This window comes from Paenibacillus sp. J31P316, assembly GCF_056269105.1.
On the sequence record NZ_JBWDNI010000003.1, the window covers coordinates 682194 to 701949 of the forward strand.

A 19756-nucleotide genomic window follows, 5' to 3' on the forward strand; every position below is an offset into this window, starting at 1 on the left:
ATCTTCCAAGCCCCAGCTCCACGCCTGCTGCCAAGAAAATAGGAACCCGGAAGAGGGACACTTTGATAAGTGCTTCGCTTCCGGGTTTTGCGTTAACGAGGATTCACGGACGAAGAAGGCCAGATCGAAGCCGGAAATAAAAAATGACCCTTAGGTTCAAGGGTCACAAAAAAGCGATTGAACGAAAAATAACGCTATGATATAATCATTAGCGCTACTGACAATTAGAACATAGGTGTATCCATTTCTATTCCCACTTTAATTGTACACCTGGAACTTTGAATTGTCAATGCTCTTTTTTACCCCACCAATACGGAAAAAGGAGTGTGTTCGAGAATATGGAAGCGAAGGAATGGCAGCAGGAACGAGAGCGGCTGGAACAGGTCAGGAACAAGCTGCAGGCGAGAATCGCCGAGCTGGAGCCGGAGGTTGCCGGACTGCACGATCAGGCGACGGACATCCGTAGACGGTTTTGGGAAGAAGTGACGATCAACACGGCGACGGACGAAGATTTCGAAGAAACCTTTCACAATATTAACCAGCAGTCGGCGCTGTTGGCGGAACGCGAGCGCGGCCATAGGCTGTTGACGGAGAAATGGCGAAACATGACCCGTCTGCTGCCGTCGCCTTATTTCGGACGCATCGACTTTCAGGAGGATGGCCTGGACCTGAGCGAGCGGATCTATATCGGCGTATCTTCCTTCATCGACGAAGACGGACTGAGCTTCCTGATCTACGACTGGCGGACGCCGATCGCGAGCCTGTACTACGATCATTCGCCGGGTCCGGCGTCTTACGTCACGCCGGCAGGCGAGATCGAAGGGACGATGGAGCTCAAGCGGCAGTTTCAGATTCAGAACGGACAAATCAACAACATGTTCGACGCGAGCGAAACGATCGGAGACGAGCTGCTGCAGCAAGTGCTCGGAAAAGGCGCGGATTCGCAGATGAAGAGTATCGTGGCTACGATCCAGAAGGAACAAAACGCCATCATCCGCAATGACAAAAGCCGCATGCTAATCGTGCAGGGGGCGGCCGGCAGCGGCAAGACCTCGGCGGCTTTGCAGCGGGTTGCGTACTTGCTGTACAAACACCGCCAGTCGATCAGGGCCGATCAGATCGTGCTTTTCTCGCCGAATCCGATGTTTGCCAGTTATATCTCCACCGTCCTCCCGGAGCTCGGCGAAGAGAATATGCAGCAGACGACGTATCAAGAATTTCTCGACTATTGGCTGGGCGCCGCGCTGCGGCCGGAGGATCCCTTCGATCAAATCGAATACGTACTGACCGCGCAAGGAACGCCGGGGTATGAAGCACGGCTTCAGGGGATCGGGTACAAGTCTTCCGAGGCTTTCCTGCAAGCTTTGCAGAACTATGGCCTATGGCTGGGACAGGAAGGCATGCAATTCAACGGGATTCGGATACGGGACCGGGAGGTGATCACCTCGGAACGGATGCAAGCGGAATTTTACGGGTATGACCGTTCCCTGCCGCTGATCAATCGTGTCATTCTCTTGCAAGAGTGGCTGCTGAACGAGCTGACAGCGCTGGAACGCAAGGAGCGGGAGGCGGATTGGGTCGAGGAAGAGTTGAACTATCTCGACACGGAGCAGTACGTGGAAGCCTTCGGCATGCTGCATCAAGAGAAGGAGCTCTTCGACCTGGCGGAAACGTACGTCTCGGCCCGCGAGCGAATCAACAAGAAACGCCGGGCGGACGAAGGCGACTTCGACTACGGTCTGAAGGAGGAAGAGCTGCTCCGCCGCAAGATCGTGCAAGAATTGTTCAAGCCGCTTAGAAAAGGCGTGAAGAAATTCGCGTTCGTGGACGTCAAAGCCATCTATGGCCAATTGTTCGAGGGCGAAGCCGCCTATCGGGAGAAGACGAACGAGGTCGACCTCCCGCCGCTGTGGGCCGAAGTATGCGAGCAAACGAAGGAAGCGCTGCTTCGGAACGAGCTGTTCTACGAGGATGCGACTCCGTATTTGTACGTCAAAGAACTGGTCGAAGGCGTCCGGATGAACACGGAAATCAAGTATGTCTTCGTTGACGAAGGACAGGATTATTCGGCGTTTCAATATGAATACCTCAAAAAGCTGTTCCCCCGCGCGCGGATGACGGTGCTCGGCGATTTCGGGCAAGCGATCTACATGCAGGCGACAAGCTTGGACGCGGCCGATTCGCCGCTGGTCCGCCTGTTCGGCGAAGCCGACACGAGCTTGATCCGCCTCGTACGCAGTTATCGTTCCACCAAGGAAATTGTTGCATTCACGAGATTGATGCTTCCGGGCGGGGAAGAGATCGAGCCGTTTGAAAGGCGCGGCCGAAAGCCCCGTCTAGCGAAACTGGACGACGGGGAGAAGCGCGACGCGCAAATCGCGGCGGACATCGCGGCGCTCAAAGCCGAGGGCTTCGATTCCATCGCCGTCATTGCGAAGACCGCGGCCGACAGCCGGGATGCTCATGCATCGTTGATTTCGCATGGATGCGGCGACCTGCGACTCATTACCAAGGAGACGCCGGACTTCGAGAAGGGCGTGATGGTCATTCCCGTCTATCTCGCCAAGGGCGTCGAATTCGATGCCGTCTTGATCTACGATGCTTCGCCCGAAGCTTACGGACGGGACAACGACCGCAAGCTTCTCTATACGGCGTGCACGCGGGCCATGCATCAGCTTCAGCTGTACACGACGGGCGAATGGTCGCCTTTCGTGCAGGCATTGCCTGCGGAATTGTACGAAGTTGCGCCAGATTGACGGGGGCGCAGGTGAAATGAACTGCGTTGTTTCTAGACCAAACAGCCTTGGCCGCTTATCGGCCAAGGCTGTTTTTTGAATTACTTGTGGTGAGGGAGGTGACACCGGGAACCCATCGGCTTCGCTCAATGATCATTCCCGATGCCCTGATAATAATACCCGATTTCCCGCATTCCCCTAGCGTCCATCATATTGCGTCCGTCGAAGAAGTTGGGCTGCCCGAGGAGCGGCTTCAGGTTCTCCCAATTCAGTTGTCCGAACGCCGTCCATTCCGTGCATAGGATGATCGCGTCCGCGTCCAGCAGGGCTTCTTCCGCCGAGGCGCACACCGCCACCGTCTCATAGAATGGATGAACCGGCAATTTCGCGACAGGATCGAATAACCGTACGTTGGCCTGTTCGAACAGCAGCTCATGAATCATCCGCAGCGCCGGCGCTTCCCGAATATCGTCCGTATCCGGCTTGAACGCAAGGCCCAGCACCGCGATATTCTTGTCCGCCAATCCTCCCAGCCGCGCCCTCGCCTTGTCGAGCAAATAAGCGAACTGCACGCGGTTGACGTCCATCACTTGGTCCAAGATGCGAAGATTCACTTCGTGCTTCCTTGCCGTCATGACCAGCTCCGAGACGTCCTTCGGAAAACAGGATCCTCCGTATCCCAGACCGGCTTGAAGGAAGCTTGGCCCGATCCGCGGATCCAGCCCCATCCCTTCGGCGACCTCTTTGACGTTGACCTCCAGTTCGTCGCACAGTCCGGCAAGCTCGTTCATATACGATATTTTCGTGGCGAGAAAGGCATTGGACGCGTACTTGATGAGCTCCGCGGTCCGCGGTTTGGTTATGATCCAAGGGCAATGAAACGATCCGTAAAGCAGTTGAAGCTGCTCCGTTGCCCGCACGCTGTCCGTGCCGATGACGATACGATCCGGCCGCAAGGCATCTTCCACGGCTTTGCCTTCCCGCAGAAACTCGGGATTGGACGCGACATCGAAGCGATAGGGCTGCCGCTGCGCCGATTCGATCCATGCTTTGATCTGCTCTTGCGTGCCTACGGGGACGGTGCTTTTGGTGACGACGAGCTTGTAGCCGTTCATCCATTGCCCGATATCCTCGGCCGCTTGTTGAATATAGCGCAGGTCCGCGTTGCCGTCCGGCCGCGAAGGCGTTCCGACGCAAATATAAATGACGTCGTGCTCGGCGATCGCGGTCTCTTTATCCGTCGTGAAGAGCAGTCGGCCGCTGCGCACATGCTTGGCTATAAGGTCTTCAAGGCCTGGCTCGTGAAAATGCAGGCGTCCCTGCCGGAGCCGTTCGATTTTGCCGGCATCGATATCCAGTCCCGTGACTTTCCAGCCCGATTCGGCAAAAACCATGGCGGTCGTGGCCCCTACGTAGCCCGTGCCGATGATCAAAATATTCAAGGTTCGTTCACTCCTTCGTCGTAGTGCACGCCGGCGACGATAGAATGCTCGCCGATGATGACATGTTTCAACGGGAATGGAAGATCTTGTACGTGAACCCCGTTTAATATAATGCTGCTCTCGATTTGACAGTTTGCCAGCTTGGAGCCCGCGCCTACCGACACGTACGGGCCGATCCGGCAATCCCTCAGCACGCAGTCCTTATCGATCGATACCGGCTCCACGATCGTGCACCGCTCGAGCCTGGCCGACTCGTGTATCCGATTCTTCGACGGATCCGCGCCCAGCAATTTCTGATTGGCCTTCAGCCACCGGTCCATCGTGCCGACGTCGATGTTCAACTGATCGGTAACGTGATACGTGACGTATTGCCGCTGCTCGATCAAGCGCTGAATCGCATCCGTGATTTCGTACTCCCCCCGCCTGGAAGGCCGGATTTCGTCGATCGCGGAGAAAATATCCTTCGTGAACGCATACGCGCCGAGCACCGCTAGATTGGACTTCGGATTCGCCGGCTTCTCTTCGAGACCGACGATGCGCTCGTCCCGAATATCCGCGATGCCGTAATCCTGCGGAGCCGCGACTTCCGCGAGCAGCAGGGATGCTTGTACCCCGCCATGTTCGATGTCCCCCTTCAGCGCGGACAACGAGGCGGAAATCAAGTTATCCCCCAGAAGCAGCAAGAACGCTTCGTCCGAGATGTAATCCTGCGCTTGCTTGACCGCATGCGCGATCCCTCTGGCTTCGTGCTGGTAGATATACGAGATCGAAATGCCAAGCGCTTCTCCCTCTCCGAATTGCTCCCGAATGCCCGCTTCCTGAGATGGATGAATGACAATGCCGACCCGATCTATACCGAGCTCCATTAATTTCACGATCGATAATTGCAGCAGGGGCGTATTTGCGACAGGTATGAGCGTCTTCGGCCGACTGTGGGTAAACGGATATAAACGGCTTCCTTTCCCCGCACAGAGAATCAATCCCTTCAACAGCCTCTCTCCCCTCTTAATCAACTACTATTATTCTATGAAAACGGCTTTCACTTGGTATAGGCCATATGCTACGCACAGGTAATAATAGCGCTGAATTTGATGAAAGCGCCGTGCCCTGCACAGGAGTCCATTCATATCCTACAAAGAAATGCCTATGGAGGACACTGACCTAAGGGAGCTGTGGGACATTTGAGAATTGCTCAAATCTCGACGAATACGATTCCTGTCCCGCCGAAGGATTACGGGGGCACGCAGCGCGACGTTCATTATTTGACGGAGGAATTGGTCAAACGGGGGCATGAGGTGTTTCTGTTCGCGAAGAAGGGATCGACCTCGAATGCGACCCAAACGTTCGAATACGAATCGGATGATCCGACTGAACAGCTCGACTTCATTATAAAAAACATGCCGGAAGGCGTGGATATCATTCACGATCACTACGGCATCGTCGCCAAAGCGAATCCGCCGATTCCGACCATCTGCCAATCGCATTCCAAAGGGATCAAGTCGAACGTGCAGATTTGCGTATACGTAAGCAGGTTCATCCTGCGCAAATACGGGAAACGAAAAGGCTACGCGGTCTACAACGGCATCCGCATGGACGATTACACCTTCAAGACCGCCAAGCAGAAATATCTGCTCTTCCTGGGCAGAATGATCAAGGAAAAAGGCGTTCACCTGGCCATCAAAGTGGCCAAGAAAACGGGCAGGCGGCTCATCATCGCCGGCACGCTGAACGACAAGAAATACTATAACGCCAAAATCAAACCGCACTTGGGCAAGCAAATCCGCTATGTCGGCCCCGTGGGCGGAGACCGCAAGCACGAGCTGCTAGCCAATGCCAGCTGCGTCCTGTTCACGTCGACTTGGGATGAACCCTTCGGTCTGGTCCTCGTCGAGTCGATGGCCAGCGGCACGCCGGTGCTCGGCTTCCGGAAGGGCGGCGTGGCCGAGGTGCTCCGGGGAATGCCGCGCCTCTTGTGCAAGACCACGTCAGGCATGGCGGCGAAGGTCAAATACCGCAAACGGCTGCCGTCCGCCCGCGCTTTGAGGCGCTATGCCAGAACCCGCTACTCCGACATCATCATGACGGATTCGTTCCTGAAGCTGTACAAAAGGGTCATCAACAAAAAACTGTACAAAATCAAAAAAAATACATTATGGAACCGGCGCAAGGCCAAGCTTCAACCGACGCCGAACGGAGATGAGGACTAAGATGATCACCGTGATCGCCTGTACGATGAGATCCTCCTGCATCGACAACGTATTCGAGAACTACGACCGGCAGCTCTGGCAGGATAAACAAATGATCATCGTCTTGAACAACGACAAGATGGATATCGAGCTCTATCAACAGCGCGCAAGCCAATACCCGGAGAACGAGGTCCGCGTATTCCAGCTTCCCCAAAAATACAAGCTCGGCAAATGCTTGAACTACGCCATCAATCTGGCCGAGGACGGGCTCATCGCCAAGTTCGACGACGACGATTATTACGGCCCTAAGTTTCTGAGAGAGACCGCCCGGGCGATCAAACACGGCAGGGCGTCCATCGTCGGGAAACATACCGCTTACCTCTATTTCAATTCGAAGCGGGCGCTGATGGTGTTCCGCCGCGGCGGGGAATGGAGTTACAGGCGCAGCGTCAAAGGCGGCACGCTGGTGTTCAAGAAATCGGTCTGGAAGCGCGTCCCGTTCCCCGAGTTCAAGAAGCACGGCACCGATTCCGGCTGGCTCGGACGCTGCCTCCGCAGAGGCTTCCGCCTCTATTCCGTATCCAAGCGGCACTACGTGTGCATTCGAAGAAAGAACTGGAACAGCCATACGCAGAAGAAATCGACGCTCCGCTACATGTCGCAGTGCAGGCTTGTTCGCAAGACCAAGAATTACAGGCGCTTTGTCAACTAGATGCCTGCGCATAGGAGGCATGGATGATGTCTGCGAGCACAGATTCAGGCGTAACGATCATTACCTCGACGATTCGCAGTGAGTTTATGCTCAATATGTTCGATAATTACGTCCGCCAGCAATGGCCCGTCAAAGAGCTCATCGTAATCCTCAACGACAACGGCATCGCCATGCGTCCCTATCGGGAGCTCGCGCAGCACTATGACAACGTCCGTGTCTATCGCATAGACGAGCGCAGGAATCTTGGCGCATGCCTGAATTACGCGGTGGCCCGCGCCCGGTATCCGTACATTGCCAAGTTCGATGACGACGACTACTATTCGCCCCAATATCTCGATGAATCCATGCTTGTGTTCCTCAAGAAGAAAGCGGATGTCGTCGGCAAACGTTCCAGTTATTTCTTTTTCCCTCATCGTTCCGTCCTGCTGCTGCGCAAGACGACCGTGAAGCCTTACACCCGGTGCAGGCGAATCGCGGGGCCGACGATCATGTTTCACAAGCGCGTATTCAAGAAGGTCGCCTTCTCGACGAAGGTGGTTGCCGGATCCGATGCGAGGTTCGTTCAAGCGTGCTTGAAACAAGGCTTCAACGTATTCACGGCCTCTTCCTACAACTTCGCCGGATGCCGCCGCGCGAATCGTAAATCGCATACGTGGAAGATATCGGATCAGCAGCTGCTCGCTTCCAAGGGAGCCACGATCATACGAACGAAGGATTTCAGGCCGCATGTCGATCGGACGCTCGATCTTCTGCCATTGCCGGACGGAATGAAACCGCAAGACGCGAAGAATACGAACAAAGGGCAGGCGTGACGCCATGCGAATCGGTTGGCAAAATCAAAACGCCTCCATGACTTTTCAGGTCATGGAGGTGTTTTTCGTTTAGACTGCCGGGTCAGTAGCCGGCTGTCACTGGCTAAGCTGCCTCTGATTCCATTTACGCCATACAATGCCATGTCTCGGCGAGAAGAGCAGGGTGAGCAGGAAGATCGCGCCGGCGACGCTGATCATGCATCCCGCGATCGAAGCATCCAGCAAGTGGGCTGCATAATAACCGATCACGGAGCTGAAGCAGCCGATGACCACGCTGTAAACGATCATCCGGCTCAGTCGTTCCGTGAGCAGGTAAGCCGCGGCCGGAGGAACGACCAGCATGCCGACGACCAGAATGGCGCCAACGCTTTCGAAGGAAGCGACCGTGCTGACGGACACGAGCCCCATGAGCAAGTAGTGGAATAGCGCCACCGGAATTCCCACTGCCGCAGCCAATGCGGGATCGAAGGAGCAAAGCTTGAACTGCTTGTAGAAGACGGAGATCAGAAGGAGGGTAAGAAACAGCGCCAAGCCGACGCCCCATACCGCCTTGGGTCCGATGTCGATTCCGGCCAGCTGGATCGTATTCCAAGGCACATAAGCGATTTCTCCATAGAGCACGCAATCGAGATCGAGATCGATGTGCTTGGTATACATACTGACGAGAACGACGCCGACCGCGAAGAGCGCGGTGAACACGACGCCGATCGAGGCATCCGATTGCACCCCGCTTTGATGGAACAGCTGAATCAGGAATACCGTAACGAGGCCAAGGGCCGCCGCGCCGAGCAGCATGAAGAGGGAGTCCCGCGATCCGCTGACGAGGAAGGCGATGACGATGCCCGGCAGAACGGAGTGGCTGATCGCATCGCCGATCATCGCCATTCTCCGCAGGACGAGGAAACAGCCGACGATGCCGCACGTACTGGCGACGAGCGCACCGGTTAGAATGATCCATAACGTACTCATTGATCTTGCTCCCTTCGGGCCGCATGAAGAATGACTTGCTCCTGCCTCACTTGACTGCGGGCGGAAGCGCGCACCAGCAGCTTGGAAAGAACGCCGCGTCGCGGGGCGGCCAGGACGGAGAAGAAGAAGACGGCGGTCGCGACAAGGACGATTAAGGGTCCGGTCGGCAAATTATTGCCGGTCGCGCTGATGAACGTCCCCGCTAGCCCGCTGAGCGCGCCGAACAATCCGGAGAGCACGACCATGAACCCGAGCCTTTCCGTCCAGTATCTGGCGGATACGGCAGGCGTGATCAAGAGGGCGGCCATTAACACGACGCCTACGGCTTGAATGCCGGCGACGACCGCGACGACCAGGAGAAACATGATCAGCTGGTCCAGGAAAGCGACGGGATATCCAATCCCGCGGGCAAATCCGGGATCGAAGCTGAGCAGCTTGAATTCCTTGAACAACAGCGTGCTGATACTGATGAGGACGATTGAAATAATGGCCATGACCAAGACATCGCTCTGCATCATGGTTGCCGCCTGACCGAACAAGAACTTATCCAGGCCGCTCTGATTGCCGTTGCCGCTATGCTGAATTTGCGTAAGCAGGACGATGCCGAGACCGAAGAAGGTAGATAGCACGATGGCCAGGGCGGTATCCTGCTTAATTCTTGTATGGCGCGTAATATAGCCGATACCGAAGGTCGCGGCCGTACCGGCGATGGCGGCGCCGATCAGGAAGAGCGCGATCGATTTGGATCCGCTCAGCATGAAGGCGATGCAGACGCCGGGAAGCGCGGCATGCGCCAGGGCGTCGCCCATCAACGATTGCTTGCGCAAATAGGCGAAGCTGCCGATCACGCCGCTGCTTAATCCGAGCAGCATGCAGCCGAAGAGGATCCACTGTACGTTGGGGTCCGCGAATACGGTCAGCCAATCGGACATCGTCATGACCTCCCGTTCATGATCAAGGCCGATTGGCCGCCTCGATCCAACATCGTTAATTTCCCTCCGTAGGCTTGCTGCAGATTGTCGGCCGTGAACGTCTGCTCCGTAGGTCCGAAAGCGATCAGATGTACGTTAAGCAGCATCAGCCAATCGAAATATTCTTGGACCGTCGCGAGGTCATGGTGGACGACCAGCACGGTCTTGCCCTGCATCTTGAGCTCGTTCAGCAAGGTAATGATGGCTTTCTCCGTCGCCGCATCGACGCCGACGAACGGTTCATCCATGAAATAAAGCTTGGCGTCTTGGGCTAACGCGCGCGCCAGGAAGATCCGCTGCTGCTGGCCGCCGGACAGCTGGCTGATCTGCCGATCGGCGTAATCGGCCATGCCGACCTTGGCAAGGCATTCCATGGCGAATTTTCTCTCCGCGCTGCCTGGGCGTCTGAACCAGCCCAGATGACCGTAACGTCCCATCATCACGACATCGAGCGCGTTCGTAGGAAAGTCCCAATCGACGGATTCCCGCTGCGGCACGTAACCGACCAGCTTACGCTGCTCCGCGTATGGCTTTCCGTAGATGGATACGTCGCCGGCCAGCCTCGGGATCAACCCCAGCGCCGCTTTGATCAGCGTCGATTTGCCGGCGCCGTTCGGACCGACGATGCCGATCAGCTTGCCCTCGGGCACCTGAAAGGTAATGTCCCGAAGCACGGGCTTCTTCTGGTAAGCGACCGACATATTGTGTATCGTCAGCGGATTTGCAGGCATGGTCTTCTCTCCCTTAGCCATTATTTGAGCGCAGACACGATCGTGTTTACGTTGTGCCGAACCATGCCGATATAGGTGCCTTCGGGCGTTCCTTCCTCGCCCATGGCATCGGAGAACAATTGGCCGCCGATGACGACCTCATGCCCCTTTTGTTTCGCGCCCTGGATGACGGCATCGATAGCTTTGCGAGGCACGCTGGATTCGATAAAGACCGCTTTGATTTTGTTGTCGACGAGATAGTCCCGCAGATCCGTGACGTCCTTCGTCCCGGCCTCGGAAGCCGTGCTCATCCCTTGCAGCGCCTTGACTTGCAGCTGATAAGCATCGCCGAAATAACCGAATGCATCATGCGCCGTCACCAGAATGCGGCTCTCTTCCGGAAGGGAGGCGATGCTTTTGGCGACATCTTCATGCAGCTGCTGCAATTGCTTGAGGTAGGCTTCGGCGTTGCTGCGGTAATCGGAGGCATGCTCCGGATCGTGGCTGACGAGGGTGTCCCGTATCGACTCCGCCGCTGTCATCCAGTGCCGTACGTCAAACCAGATATGGGGATCGTATTCGGTGTTCACCATTCCGTTCTCGGCTCCGGTCCTCAGCGCGGCGCGGTCGATATTGTCCGATACGGCGACGGTCGTCTTCTGTTTGGCCATTTTCTCGAAAATTTCGACCATTTTCCCTTCCAGATGCAGACCGTTGTAGAAGATGATATCCGCCTTATCCAGCTTGCCGATATCTCCTTGGGATGCTTTGTACAAGTGGGGGTCTACGCCTGCTTTCATAAGTCCCGTTACTTCCACGTGCTCCCCGCCGATCTGCTGGACGACGTCCGTGATCATGCCGATCGTCGTGGTCACGTTGATCTTTTCGTCCGGCCCCTTCGAACCGGCGTTCCCGCACGCGGCCAAGAGGCTCAAGCAGCCGATGCAGATAAGCGCGAACAACCTTCTAAGCGTCCTGCTTGATCTTGCGTTTGCCAAGAATTCCATCGATTCATTCTCCTCTTCCGTAGCGATTCATGCGTCCTGCTTGCGAAAGTCGAACCCTGAATTTACGTCGGACAACTCTCTTTCCTTAAGGAAATTAAGTTTACCAAAGGAAACTTTAGTGGTAAAAAAAGGGCCGATGCCTCGGTTGTAGTGTTATACTACTCCAAAAGTGTTTCATTGGCAACAAAAAGTTTCCCCGGGGAAACTTGTCCTCGGTATTTTTTCCGATCGCTCCGCGGCCGTTTAAGGGGCATCCAAATAAGCCTTGCTATTAAAACGCTTTCAATATACTTTTATGGTAATACAAAACAGCTGCCTATGGTCGAGGGGGATTAGCATGTATCGCATGTTCATCGTGGACGACAACAAATACGAACGCAACGGCCTTCGAAATCATATCGACTGGGCATCGCTCGGCATCGAGGTGGTCGCAACATTCCCGAACGGCGCGGCAGCGCTGGAACGGATCGAGGAACTCAGGCCGCATCTGATCATTACCGATATCGCCATGCCGATCATGAACGGCGTTCAATTATCCGAAGAAATCTATCGGCGTTATCCGGAGATCAAGGTCATATTCATCAGCTGCCACAGCGATTTCGAGTTTGCGAAGTCGGCCGTTGATCTGGGGATCTACGGCTATGTGCTTAAGCCGATTATTGCCGATGAGCTTGTTGCGGCAGTGAAGAAGCTGGTCCAAGATATCGATAGCCGGCAATCGCAGTCGTTGGAGAAGGAACGCATGCTGCAGCAGCTGGAGATGATGCTGCCGCTCGTACAGGAGCAGTTTTTCAAGGAGCTGCTGCTCGGGAATTTCCGCGATGAAGCGGATATCGTGGGCCGGCTGGCGTTTCTGAAGGTCGCGGCGCGGCCTCGGGACCGCATCCGCGTGCTGTCTTTTCAGCTTCAAGCTGCCGACGCTGAAGAAGCAGGCAAGACTGTCGTCGATACCTATTTAGTTTCCTACTCCGTCAAACAGAGCATAGCTTCGCTGAGCGGAAGCGGCCGAACGGTTTATCCGGTTCAATTTTCCGCCAGCGAGTACGCGGCTATTATTTTCGATTCGGAGACGGAGAACGGCGTCATGAATACGGCCGTTGCCATCAGCATGGAAATAAGCAGAAGGGCAGAGCTTGCGGCAATGACCGGGATCAGCAAGGAATCAAGCGCGCTTGCCGATATCGCCATGCTGTATCAGCAGTCTCAGAAGGCGGTCCATACGCGGTTTTACAGCGGAAGCAACCCGATCATCACCTTCGAGGAGATCGAAGAACGAACGTACAGCCCGATGGAAGAGCTTCCGAATATGGAAGCCGTCTATCAGGATTTGAAGACGCTCCTGCTTTACAGCACGGCTTCGGAAGTGAGGGAATTCGTCGACAATTACTTGGCTCGTCGCGTATCCAAGCAGGATGGCGGCTATGTGAAGAGCTTTGCCTTCATGGTCGTGCATATTACGCGGATCATACTGCAGGAATCGAATCAATCGCTGCGGGATCTGGCCGAGAACGATATGGCGGTGTGGGAGTCGTTCAGCCAGCCCGATGCGCCGGCCAACGTAAGCGAGAAGATCTATCGGTGGCTCATGACCGTCATCGATCGCCTGTCCGAGAAGAGCGAGAACAAGAATACGAAGGTCGTCGAAACCATCAAGCACATCGTGAAGGAGAAGTATCGGGAGCAAATTACGATCGAGGATATTTCCAAGTCCGTGTACTTGAGCGGCAGGTATGCCAACGCGCTGTTCAAGAAGGAAGTCGGCAAAACGATATTCGACTATGTCATCGAAGTGCGGATCGAAGCGGCGAAGAAGCTGCTGAAGCATCGCGACAGCCGGGTCGCGGCGGTGGCCGAAGAAGTCGGCTATATGAATACGTCGTATTTCTGCCTTGCTTTCAAGAAGAATGTCGGCATGACGCCCGCGGAGTTCAAAGGCAAGGCTGTCCTATGATCGGGAAGCTTACCTACCGCCACAAGATCGCCGTCATCATCTTCGTGTTCGCTCTCCTGCCGATGATCATTCTCGGCTCGCTCATGGTTCATAAAGCTTGGAGCACCAAGGCGCAGGATATTATCACGAAGAACGATATTCAACTCACCAGCAGCGTCAACGGCATCAACAATCTGTTGTCCTCGAACATGGATAAGCTGATGGCGATCAATAACAACTTCTATATCTTTAATTATTTGGATACGCGCACGGACCAGAATTTGGTCGGGGTGATGAATTTCAGCGACTACCTGCAAAGCGTGATCACGTCATTGAAATCGGATAATCCGAGCGTCAACTTCCTGATCTACGCGCTCGAGGATACGAATTACGACGGGGATTACCTGCGCAGCATTCAGAATTTGGAGCAAGTGCGCGAGTCCGCGAGCAGCAGTCTGAAAGACGAAATTCTGAACTACGACGACGCCCAGATCCTATGGAAATATCGGACCGTGGAGGCCAAGCCCGGGGAACAAGCGAGCTACCTCTACGGCTACAAGAAAATGATGTCGCTCGGCGATCCTCTGGCGATCATTGAATTGCAGATTCCGATCGCGCAGATCACAAGCTTCCTCGATTACGGCGTTCCGACCGGAAGTTTCATCGTATACGACGCCGGAGCGGAGAAGCGCTTCATCAAGGGCGATGAAGAGAAAGGGAAAGCGATGTCGGCGGAGAAGGCGGAGGACCGCTATTATGCCATCCACAAACAGCTGAAGCCGGGCATCGGCGAAGTGACCATGTACGTTCCCAAGAGCTTGGTGTTCAAGGAACTGAAGGGATACTTGGCTACCGTACTCGTTATTTTCATTCTGATTATCGGGATTCTCTTCGTAACGGTGGAGATGGTGTCCTATTTTCTCACGAAAAAAATCGAGACGCTCTTCCGCAAAATGAACACGAACGTGGAAAGCCTGATCGCCAGCGACAGCTTCGTGCCGTTCGAGGAAACGGACGACGAGTTCGGCAAGATGGGGAAGGTCTTCTACGAGCTGACGATGAAGATCAAGGAGTATTATCGCCAAATTACGAATTACGAGCTGGAAAAAACGATGCTGGAGACGCAGCTGCTGCAGGAACGGTTCAATCCGCATTTCCTGTACAATACCCTCTCGACGTTCCGATGGATCTATAACGATCCGAAGGTGCATGAAGTGGTGGATTCCATGGTGAAGTATTATCGGATCGCGCTGAACAAGGGAAGCAGCATCATTACGATCGAGCAGGAGCTGGAGATGATTCGCGAATATCTCCGCCTGCAGATGTTCGCGTACGGCAGCGAGTTTCAATACGACATTCGAATCGAAGAGGACGCCGGCCAGCATTTGGTGCTGAAGAATCTTCTCCAGCCGATCGTGGAAAACGCGTTCCTGCACGGGATTCACGGCAAGGAGAACGGCGGCGTCATTCATATTCATGTCCGCAGATCGGATGACGTGATCCGGTTCGAGATCGTCGATAACGGGCTCGGAATGGGCCAGGATAAGGTCAAACAGATTCTCGAAGGCGCCATGGAGAGCAAGTATACCGGCTACGGCATGAAGAATGTACGGAACCGAATGGAGATTTATTACGGGGCAGGGTACGGCCTCGAGATCGAGAGCGAGCCGGGCCTGGGAACGAAGGTCATGCTTACCGTCCCCAGCCATTACGACGCGGAGCGCAACATATTCGTCGCCGCCGCTTCCAATTAACCATCCGCCTTATGCCGATGTCGCTATCGGCATAAGGTCTTTTTTTGTCCAGCACAGCCATATTCCGTTATTTCGTATCCGTATATTTACTATTTCCGCTCATGAAAGCGTTCTATAATGCAATCATACCGAAGAAAAGCTAGTGATGAGAGAAGAGGGAATGGATTGAAAACGATTGCAACACCGGCGCAAGCGCCAATAAAGAAATCCGTAAGCACCCGGTTCCGGCGGAACATCCAGACGAATCTGTTCGGCTATCTGCTGATGCTGCCATCCATCGTGCTGACGTTCGTGTTCGCTTACATGCCGATGCCCGGCTTGCTGGCGGCTTTCCAGGATTACAACATGTTCGCCGGACTTTGGAAGAGCGATTGGGTCGGATTAGCTCATTTCAAGGAGATTTTCCAAATTCCCCTCCTGTGGGGCTCGGTCGTCAACACGCTGAAGTTAAGCGTACTGACCATTATCGTCGGATTCCCGGCGCCGATCGTTCTGGCGCTCATGATCAATGAATTGAAGAACGGCATCTACAAGCGAAGCGTCCAAACGCTGACGTACTTGCCTCACTTCTTGTCCTGGATTGCCGTCGTCGGTCTCTGCTACTCGTTCTTCGATTCCTACGGTCCGCTGAACGATCTGCGGGTCGCGGTGTTCGGATCGGGCACGGAGCGCGAGATGTACCTGTCCAAGCAGGGGCTGTTTCTTCCCTTGCTGCTGCTGCTGAGCGTGTGGAAGGAGGTCGGATGGGGCACGATCGTCTACCTCGCGGCCATCACTTCCATCGACCCGCATCTCTATGAAGCGGCCAAGATGGACGGGGCGAACCGCTTCAAGCAGCATCTGTTCATTACGCTGCCCGGACTGAAGCAAACGACGATTCTCCTGCTGCTGTTCACGCTCGGATCGCTGTTCGCCAGCAACTTCGAGCTCGTCTACGGGATGCAGAACGCGTTCATTAACTTCGATGTCATCGCGACCGTCATCTACTCGTCCGGCATTCAGCAAGGCAGCTATTCCTTGGCCACGGCCGTAGGGTTCGCGCAAGGGCTGGTCGCCCTGCTGCTCATCGTTATCGCAAACAAGATCGCCAAGAAAATATCGGGCGTATCGATATGGTAGGAGGACAAGATGAGTCACGAATCGAACGCATACAAAGTATTTAAATACGGCAACATCAGCCTGCTGTTCATCCTGGTCGTCGTCATGATCTTCCCTTACGTGAACGTGCTCGCGATAGCCTTTAACGATCCGATGGATTCTCAGTTCGGCGGCATTACGTTCTGGCCGCGTGTCTTCACCCTCGATAATTTTGAGGTATTGCTTCGGAACAAAGATGTCATTACGGCTGCCGGCGTATCGATCCTGCGCGTCATCATCGGCACGTTCATCGCGCTGGTCGTCCAATATATGTGCGCCTATGCCTTTACGATCAAAGACTTTAAAGGCAAAGCGGTCGTTCTGCTGTTCCTGATGATTCCGATGTACTTCAACGGCGGACTCATCCCGCAGTACCTGCTCTTCTCCAAATTGCACATGCTGAACAGCTTCCTCGTCTACGTGCTGCCGGTTTCCTTCAGCCTGTACAATATGGTGATCATTCGGTCGTACCTGTACAGCATACCGGCAAGCCTTGCGGAATCGGCCCGAATCGACGGCGCCAACGAGTTTATCATCATGCTGCGGGTCTATGTCCCGTTGTCGTTGCCGATCATTGCGGTTCTGGCGCTGTGGAGCGCGGTAGGGCATTGGAACGACTGGACGACGACGCTGTATTTCATTACCGACAAGCATCTGTATACGCTGCAATACATTTTGATGCAGATCTTGAGGGAAGGCGAGCGAGTGACGAAGCTGATGGAGGAAGCGATCAAGATGGGGACGATGGGCCAAACGAGCTCGCCGCGCCAAATGACGCCGGCAGCGATCCGGGCAGCCAATATTATCATTACGACGATCCCGATCGTCGTCGTGTATCCTTTCCTTCAGAGGTACTTCGTGCAAGGCATTACGCTGGGTGCGGTGAAAGAATAACCGGATTTAGCAGTGAATGCTGACCAGTCGTCTATTGCCGGCTGGCTGCTAGTAGAGGAGGTGAGGCCGGAGCCGAGATTATTGCGCAGCAGGTTAACGGGTCATTAAGGGGATCATCGTTCATGCGGTCAAAAAAAAAGAACACGTCGATGAGAGAAGGATGGCTAATCTGTCGCCAAACCTACTAGCCAGCCCATCTCATGAACATGTTCTCTTGCATGTGAAACTACAGCTATTATCGCACATATCTACCAAGCAGCACCATACCTAGTTAGACCATATAAGGGAGGATACTGGCGTGAAGAAACATTTAACGACGGGCGTACGACTGTCGCTGGCTGCAGCATTGTCCGTGGCCATGCTGGCAGGCTGCTCGAATAATAATAATGAACCTGCAAAGAACGATACGAATAAGGATACGGCCGCGAATACGACGGCAGCGGCTGATAATAATGCGAATACGGCTCCGGCGGAGAAGTTTTATTACGATATGTACGATCAAGTAAAGGACAGCTCGGATTTCCCGGATTGGACGGGGAAGCAGCTGAAGCTGAAAATGTGGTATGCGCACGGAACGGGAGAGCCGGAGCATCACGAGGCGGAGCAAGATGTCGTAACGCCCGAAGCGAAGCGAGTAACGGGCGTCGAGATCGATCAAGAGAATTCGTTCGATAACGGCGGCCAGGATTTGAACGTGAAGATGGGCATGCTGAACGCGGCGAACGACTGGCCGGATATCATCATGAACTCCTCCGTCACGAATTTAACGGAATTGATCAAAGCAGGCAAAGTCTACGATCTGACGGACGTCATCGCGAAATACGCGCCGAACCTGGCGAAGAGAATGCCGGCGGATAAGCTTCCTAAAGTACAAGATACGATTACGGCGGAGCATCTGGATGGCAAAACGTATGCATTCCCGCTGGAGCTCGGCGACCCGGACAACACGCTGAAGATCCTGGATCCTTCGTTCGTCAGCCCGAATTCCCAAAGCGCGCCGGATGGATCGGGCTCGATCTGGGTGCGTGACGATTTGCTGAAGAAGCTCTACCCGACGGCGAAAACGCAGGATGAAATCGATGCGCTGTACGTGAAGAACGGCGGTAAATTCACCAAAGAAGAGATATACGACGTGCCGCTCAAAACCAAAGAGGACTTCTACAAGTTCCTCCACGACATGCAGGGCCTGATTAAGAAAGAAGATATCAAGGAGAACGGCAAGCCCGTCGAAACGACCTATGCTTTCGGCGGCGGCGACAACTGGAGCACCTTGACGATGCTTCAAACGTACTTGAACCGTCTTCCTGCCAACAACAACTACTTCACGTATTATGACAAGCAGGCGAAACAGATCGAGTTCATGTTCCAGCAGGACTGGTTCAAGCAAACGATGCTGGAGTTCAACAAGCTGGTTCGCGAAAAAATCATGGATCCGAAATCCTTGCTCGAGAACCAAGCGACGCACACGGAGAAGCTCAATAACGGTCAATACGCAGTCGCTTATCTGTTCGATACCCCGGACGAGAGCGTCATGAAAGCAGCCGGCAAGAAATTCAGATACAGAAAGGTGTTCCTGGATTCGCCGGCCAACACGGATCAATTCATCTCCCCTGCCGGACCTGTCGGCAATAACCAAAGCATCCTGATCTTCAAAGACAAAGTAAAGGAAGAAGATCTGCCGCAAATCGTCCATTACCTCGATTACATGATCTCCGAAGTCGGCGAGAAGATGTACACGTGGGGACCGAAGAGCGCAGGCTTGTTCGACGAGACGGACGGCAAGCGCGTATTCAAGGATAAAGAGCTTGAAGATGCCATGGTGTACAACAAAGACAACGGAGCCAACAACAAGTACAACCTGCATAACAACAGACTCAGTTCTTCGTCCAAACAATGGCCGCCGTATCCGACTTACATGTGGGGCGGTTCTACCGTAACGCCTGGCTATGCGTACGATCGAGTGCTGTCTCCGGCCGATGGATTGAACTTCTTCAACCCGGGCAACCTGCCGAACAATACGACGTCGACGATCACGACGACCGTGAAGGTCGATCCGGCCATCTGGAATTTCAACGGTCCCGTACCGAGCATCGATAAGTTCTGGAAAGGCCGGGACGCCTTCGAGAAAGCGCTGACGAAAACGATGGCGGCGAAGGACGACGCGCAATTCGAGGATTTGTGGAAAACGTTCAGCGATATCGCAACGAAGAACGGCGCGACGGAACAAACGCTGAAGGAAGTCAACGATTACTTCCTTAAAGGCAACGAAGGCCTGCTGCCGTAACGTCTAAGCTTGCCATGCAATGCCTGATAACGCAACTGCTTCACGCATGACTTTTAGCCTCATAAAGCAGAGCCCTATAAAGCAGAGCCTCTTAGACCTACATTCCCTGGTTCCCTATTGCATTTACGCGCATAGGGGGGCCAGGGAAAAATATTGCCTTTTTTGTGCGTCGGGCACTAAAAAAACGCGGATTGCTGTAAGCGATTACAATTA

The 19756-nt window shown here is 54.4% G+C and carries 15 protein-coding genes; 9 read left to right on the plus strand and 6 right to left on the minus strand.

Annotation, left to right across the window (positions count from 1 at the left end; translation table 11 throughout):
• Window positions 1–338 precede the first annotated feature (338 nt).
• A complete protein-coding gene (gene helD / locus AC0YNU_RS14035) occupies window positions 339–2756 on the plus strand; it encodes an RNA polymerase recycling motor HelD (RefSeq protein WP_475757432.1) in 2418 nt (805 codons plus the stop codon).
• A gap of 125 nt (window positions 2757–2881) precedes the next feature.
• On the opposite strand, the gene AC0YNU_RS14040 is transcribed toward helD, so the two are convergent.
• Both AC0YNU_RS14040 and AC0YNU_RS14045 read right to left on the minus strand, forming a co-directional pair.
• The gene (locus tag AC0YNU_RS14040; protein WP_475757434.1) at window positions 2882–4177 is read right to left on the minus strand and encodes a UDP-glucose dehydrogenase family protein; all 1296 of its coding nucleotides are present in this window, start codon (window positions 4175–4177) and stop codon (window positions 2882–2884) included.
• Window positions 4174–5166: a sugar phosphate nucleotidyltransferase gene (locus AC0YNU_RS14045; RefSeq protein WP_475757437.1), complete on the minus strand. Its 993-nt coding sequence runs from the start codon at window positions 5164–5166 to the stop codon at window positions 4174–4176. Before AC0YNU_RS14045 ends, AC0YNU_RS14040 begins: the two co-directional genes overlap by 4 nt.
• Before the next feature lie 192 nt (window positions 5167–5358).
• Between AC0YNU_RS14045 and AC0YNU_RS14050 the strand changes: the two genes are divergently transcribed.
• From AC0YNU_RS14050 to AC0YNU_RS14060, 3 genes are read left to right on the plus strand one after another with little or no spacing between them, the layout of a single operon-like run.
• The gene (locus AC0YNU_RS14050) at window positions 5359–6384 is read left to right on the plus strand and encodes a glycosyltransferase family 4 protein (protein WP_475757439.1); all 1026 of its coding nucleotides are present in this window, start codon (window positions 5359–5361) and stop codon (window positions 6382–6384) included.
• A gap of 1 nt (window position 6385) precedes the next feature.
• Entirely contained in the window at window positions 6386–7075 is a 690-nt protein-coding gene (locus AC0YNU_RS14055; RefSeq protein WP_475757441.1) for a glycosyltransferase family 2 protein, read from the plus strand.
• A gap of 26 nt (window positions 7076–7101) precedes the next feature.
• Window positions 7102–7887 (plus strand): glycosyltransferase family 2 protein, encoded by a 786-nt coding sequence (locus AC0YNU_RS14060; protein WP_475757443.1) that lies wholly within the window; start codon window positions 7102–7104, stop codon window positions 7885–7887.
• Window positions 7888–7983: 96 nt separating this feature from the next.
• On the opposite strand, the gene AC0YNU_RS14065 is transcribed toward AC0YNU_RS14060, so the two are convergent.
• The 4 genes from AC0YNU_RS14065 to AC0YNU_RS14080 are packed head-to-tail and all read right to left on the minus strand — an operon-like array spanning window position 7984 to window position 11544.
• Complete coding sequence (locus AC0YNU_RS14065) at window positions 7984–8856, minus strand: metal ABC transporter permease (protein WP_475757445.1); 873 nt, start codon at window positions 8854–8856, stop codon at window positions 7984–7986.
• Entirely contained in the window at window positions 8853–9788 is a 936-nt protein-coding gene (locus AC0YNU_RS14070) for a metal ABC transporter permease (protein WP_475757447.1), read from the minus strand. The genes AC0YNU_RS14065 and AC0YNU_RS14070 overlap by 4 nt, the downstream gene beginning before the upstream one ends.
• Window positions 9789–9790: 2 nt before the next feature.
• Complete coding sequence (locus AC0YNU_RS14075; protein WP_475757449.1) at window positions 9791–10558, minus strand: metal ABC transporter ATP-binding protein; 768 nt, start codon at window positions 10556–10558, stop codon at window positions 9791–9793.
• Between the two features lie 20 nt (window positions 10559–10578).
• The gene (locus AC0YNU_RS14080) at window positions 10579–11544 is read right to left on the minus strand and encodes a metal ABC transporter solute-binding protein, Zn/Mn family (RefSeq protein ID WP_475757451.1); all 966 of its coding nucleotides are present in this window, start codon (window positions 11542–11544) and stop codon (window positions 10579–10581) included.
• 337 nt (window positions 11545–11881) lie between these two features.
• Between AC0YNU_RS14080 and AC0YNU_RS14085 the strand changes: the two genes are divergently transcribed.
• From AC0YNU_RS14085 to AC0YNU_RS14105, 5 genes are all read left to right on the plus strand, one after another.
• The gene (locus tag AC0YNU_RS14085; RefSeq protein ID WP_475757453.1) at window positions 11882–13495 is read left to right on the plus strand and encodes a response regulator transcription factor; all 1614 of its coding nucleotides are present in this window, start codon (window positions 11882–11884) and stop codon (window positions 13493–13495) included.
• Window positions 13492–15228: a sensor histidine kinase gene (locus AC0YNU_RS14090; RefSeq protein ID WP_475757455.1), complete on the plus strand. Its 1737-nt coding sequence runs from the start codon at window positions 13492–13494 to the stop codon at window positions 15226–15228. Before AC0YNU_RS14085 ends, AC0YNU_RS14090 begins: the two co-directional genes overlap by 4 nt.
• 165 nt (window positions 15229–15393) lie before the next feature.
• Window positions 15394–16347: an ABC transporter permease gene (locus AC0YNU_RS14095; RefSeq protein ID WP_475757457.1), complete on the plus strand. Its 954-nt coding sequence runs from the start codon at window positions 15394–15396 to the stop codon at window positions 16345–16347.
• Window positions 16348–16356: 9 nt separating this feature from the next.
• A complete protein-coding gene (locus tag AC0YNU_RS14100; protein ID WP_475757459.1) occupies window positions 16357–17259 on the plus strand; it encodes a carbohydrate ABC transporter permease in 903 nt (300 codons plus the stop codon).
• A 298-nt stretch (window positions 17260–17557) separates the two neighbouring features.
• Window positions 17558–19543, plus strand: a complete 1986-nt coding sequence (locus AC0YNU_RS14105) for a type 2 periplasmic-binding domain-containing protein (protein WP_475757462.1) — start codon at window positions 17558–17560, stop codon at window positions 19541–19543.
• Window positions 19544–19756: the final 213 nt, after the last annotated feature.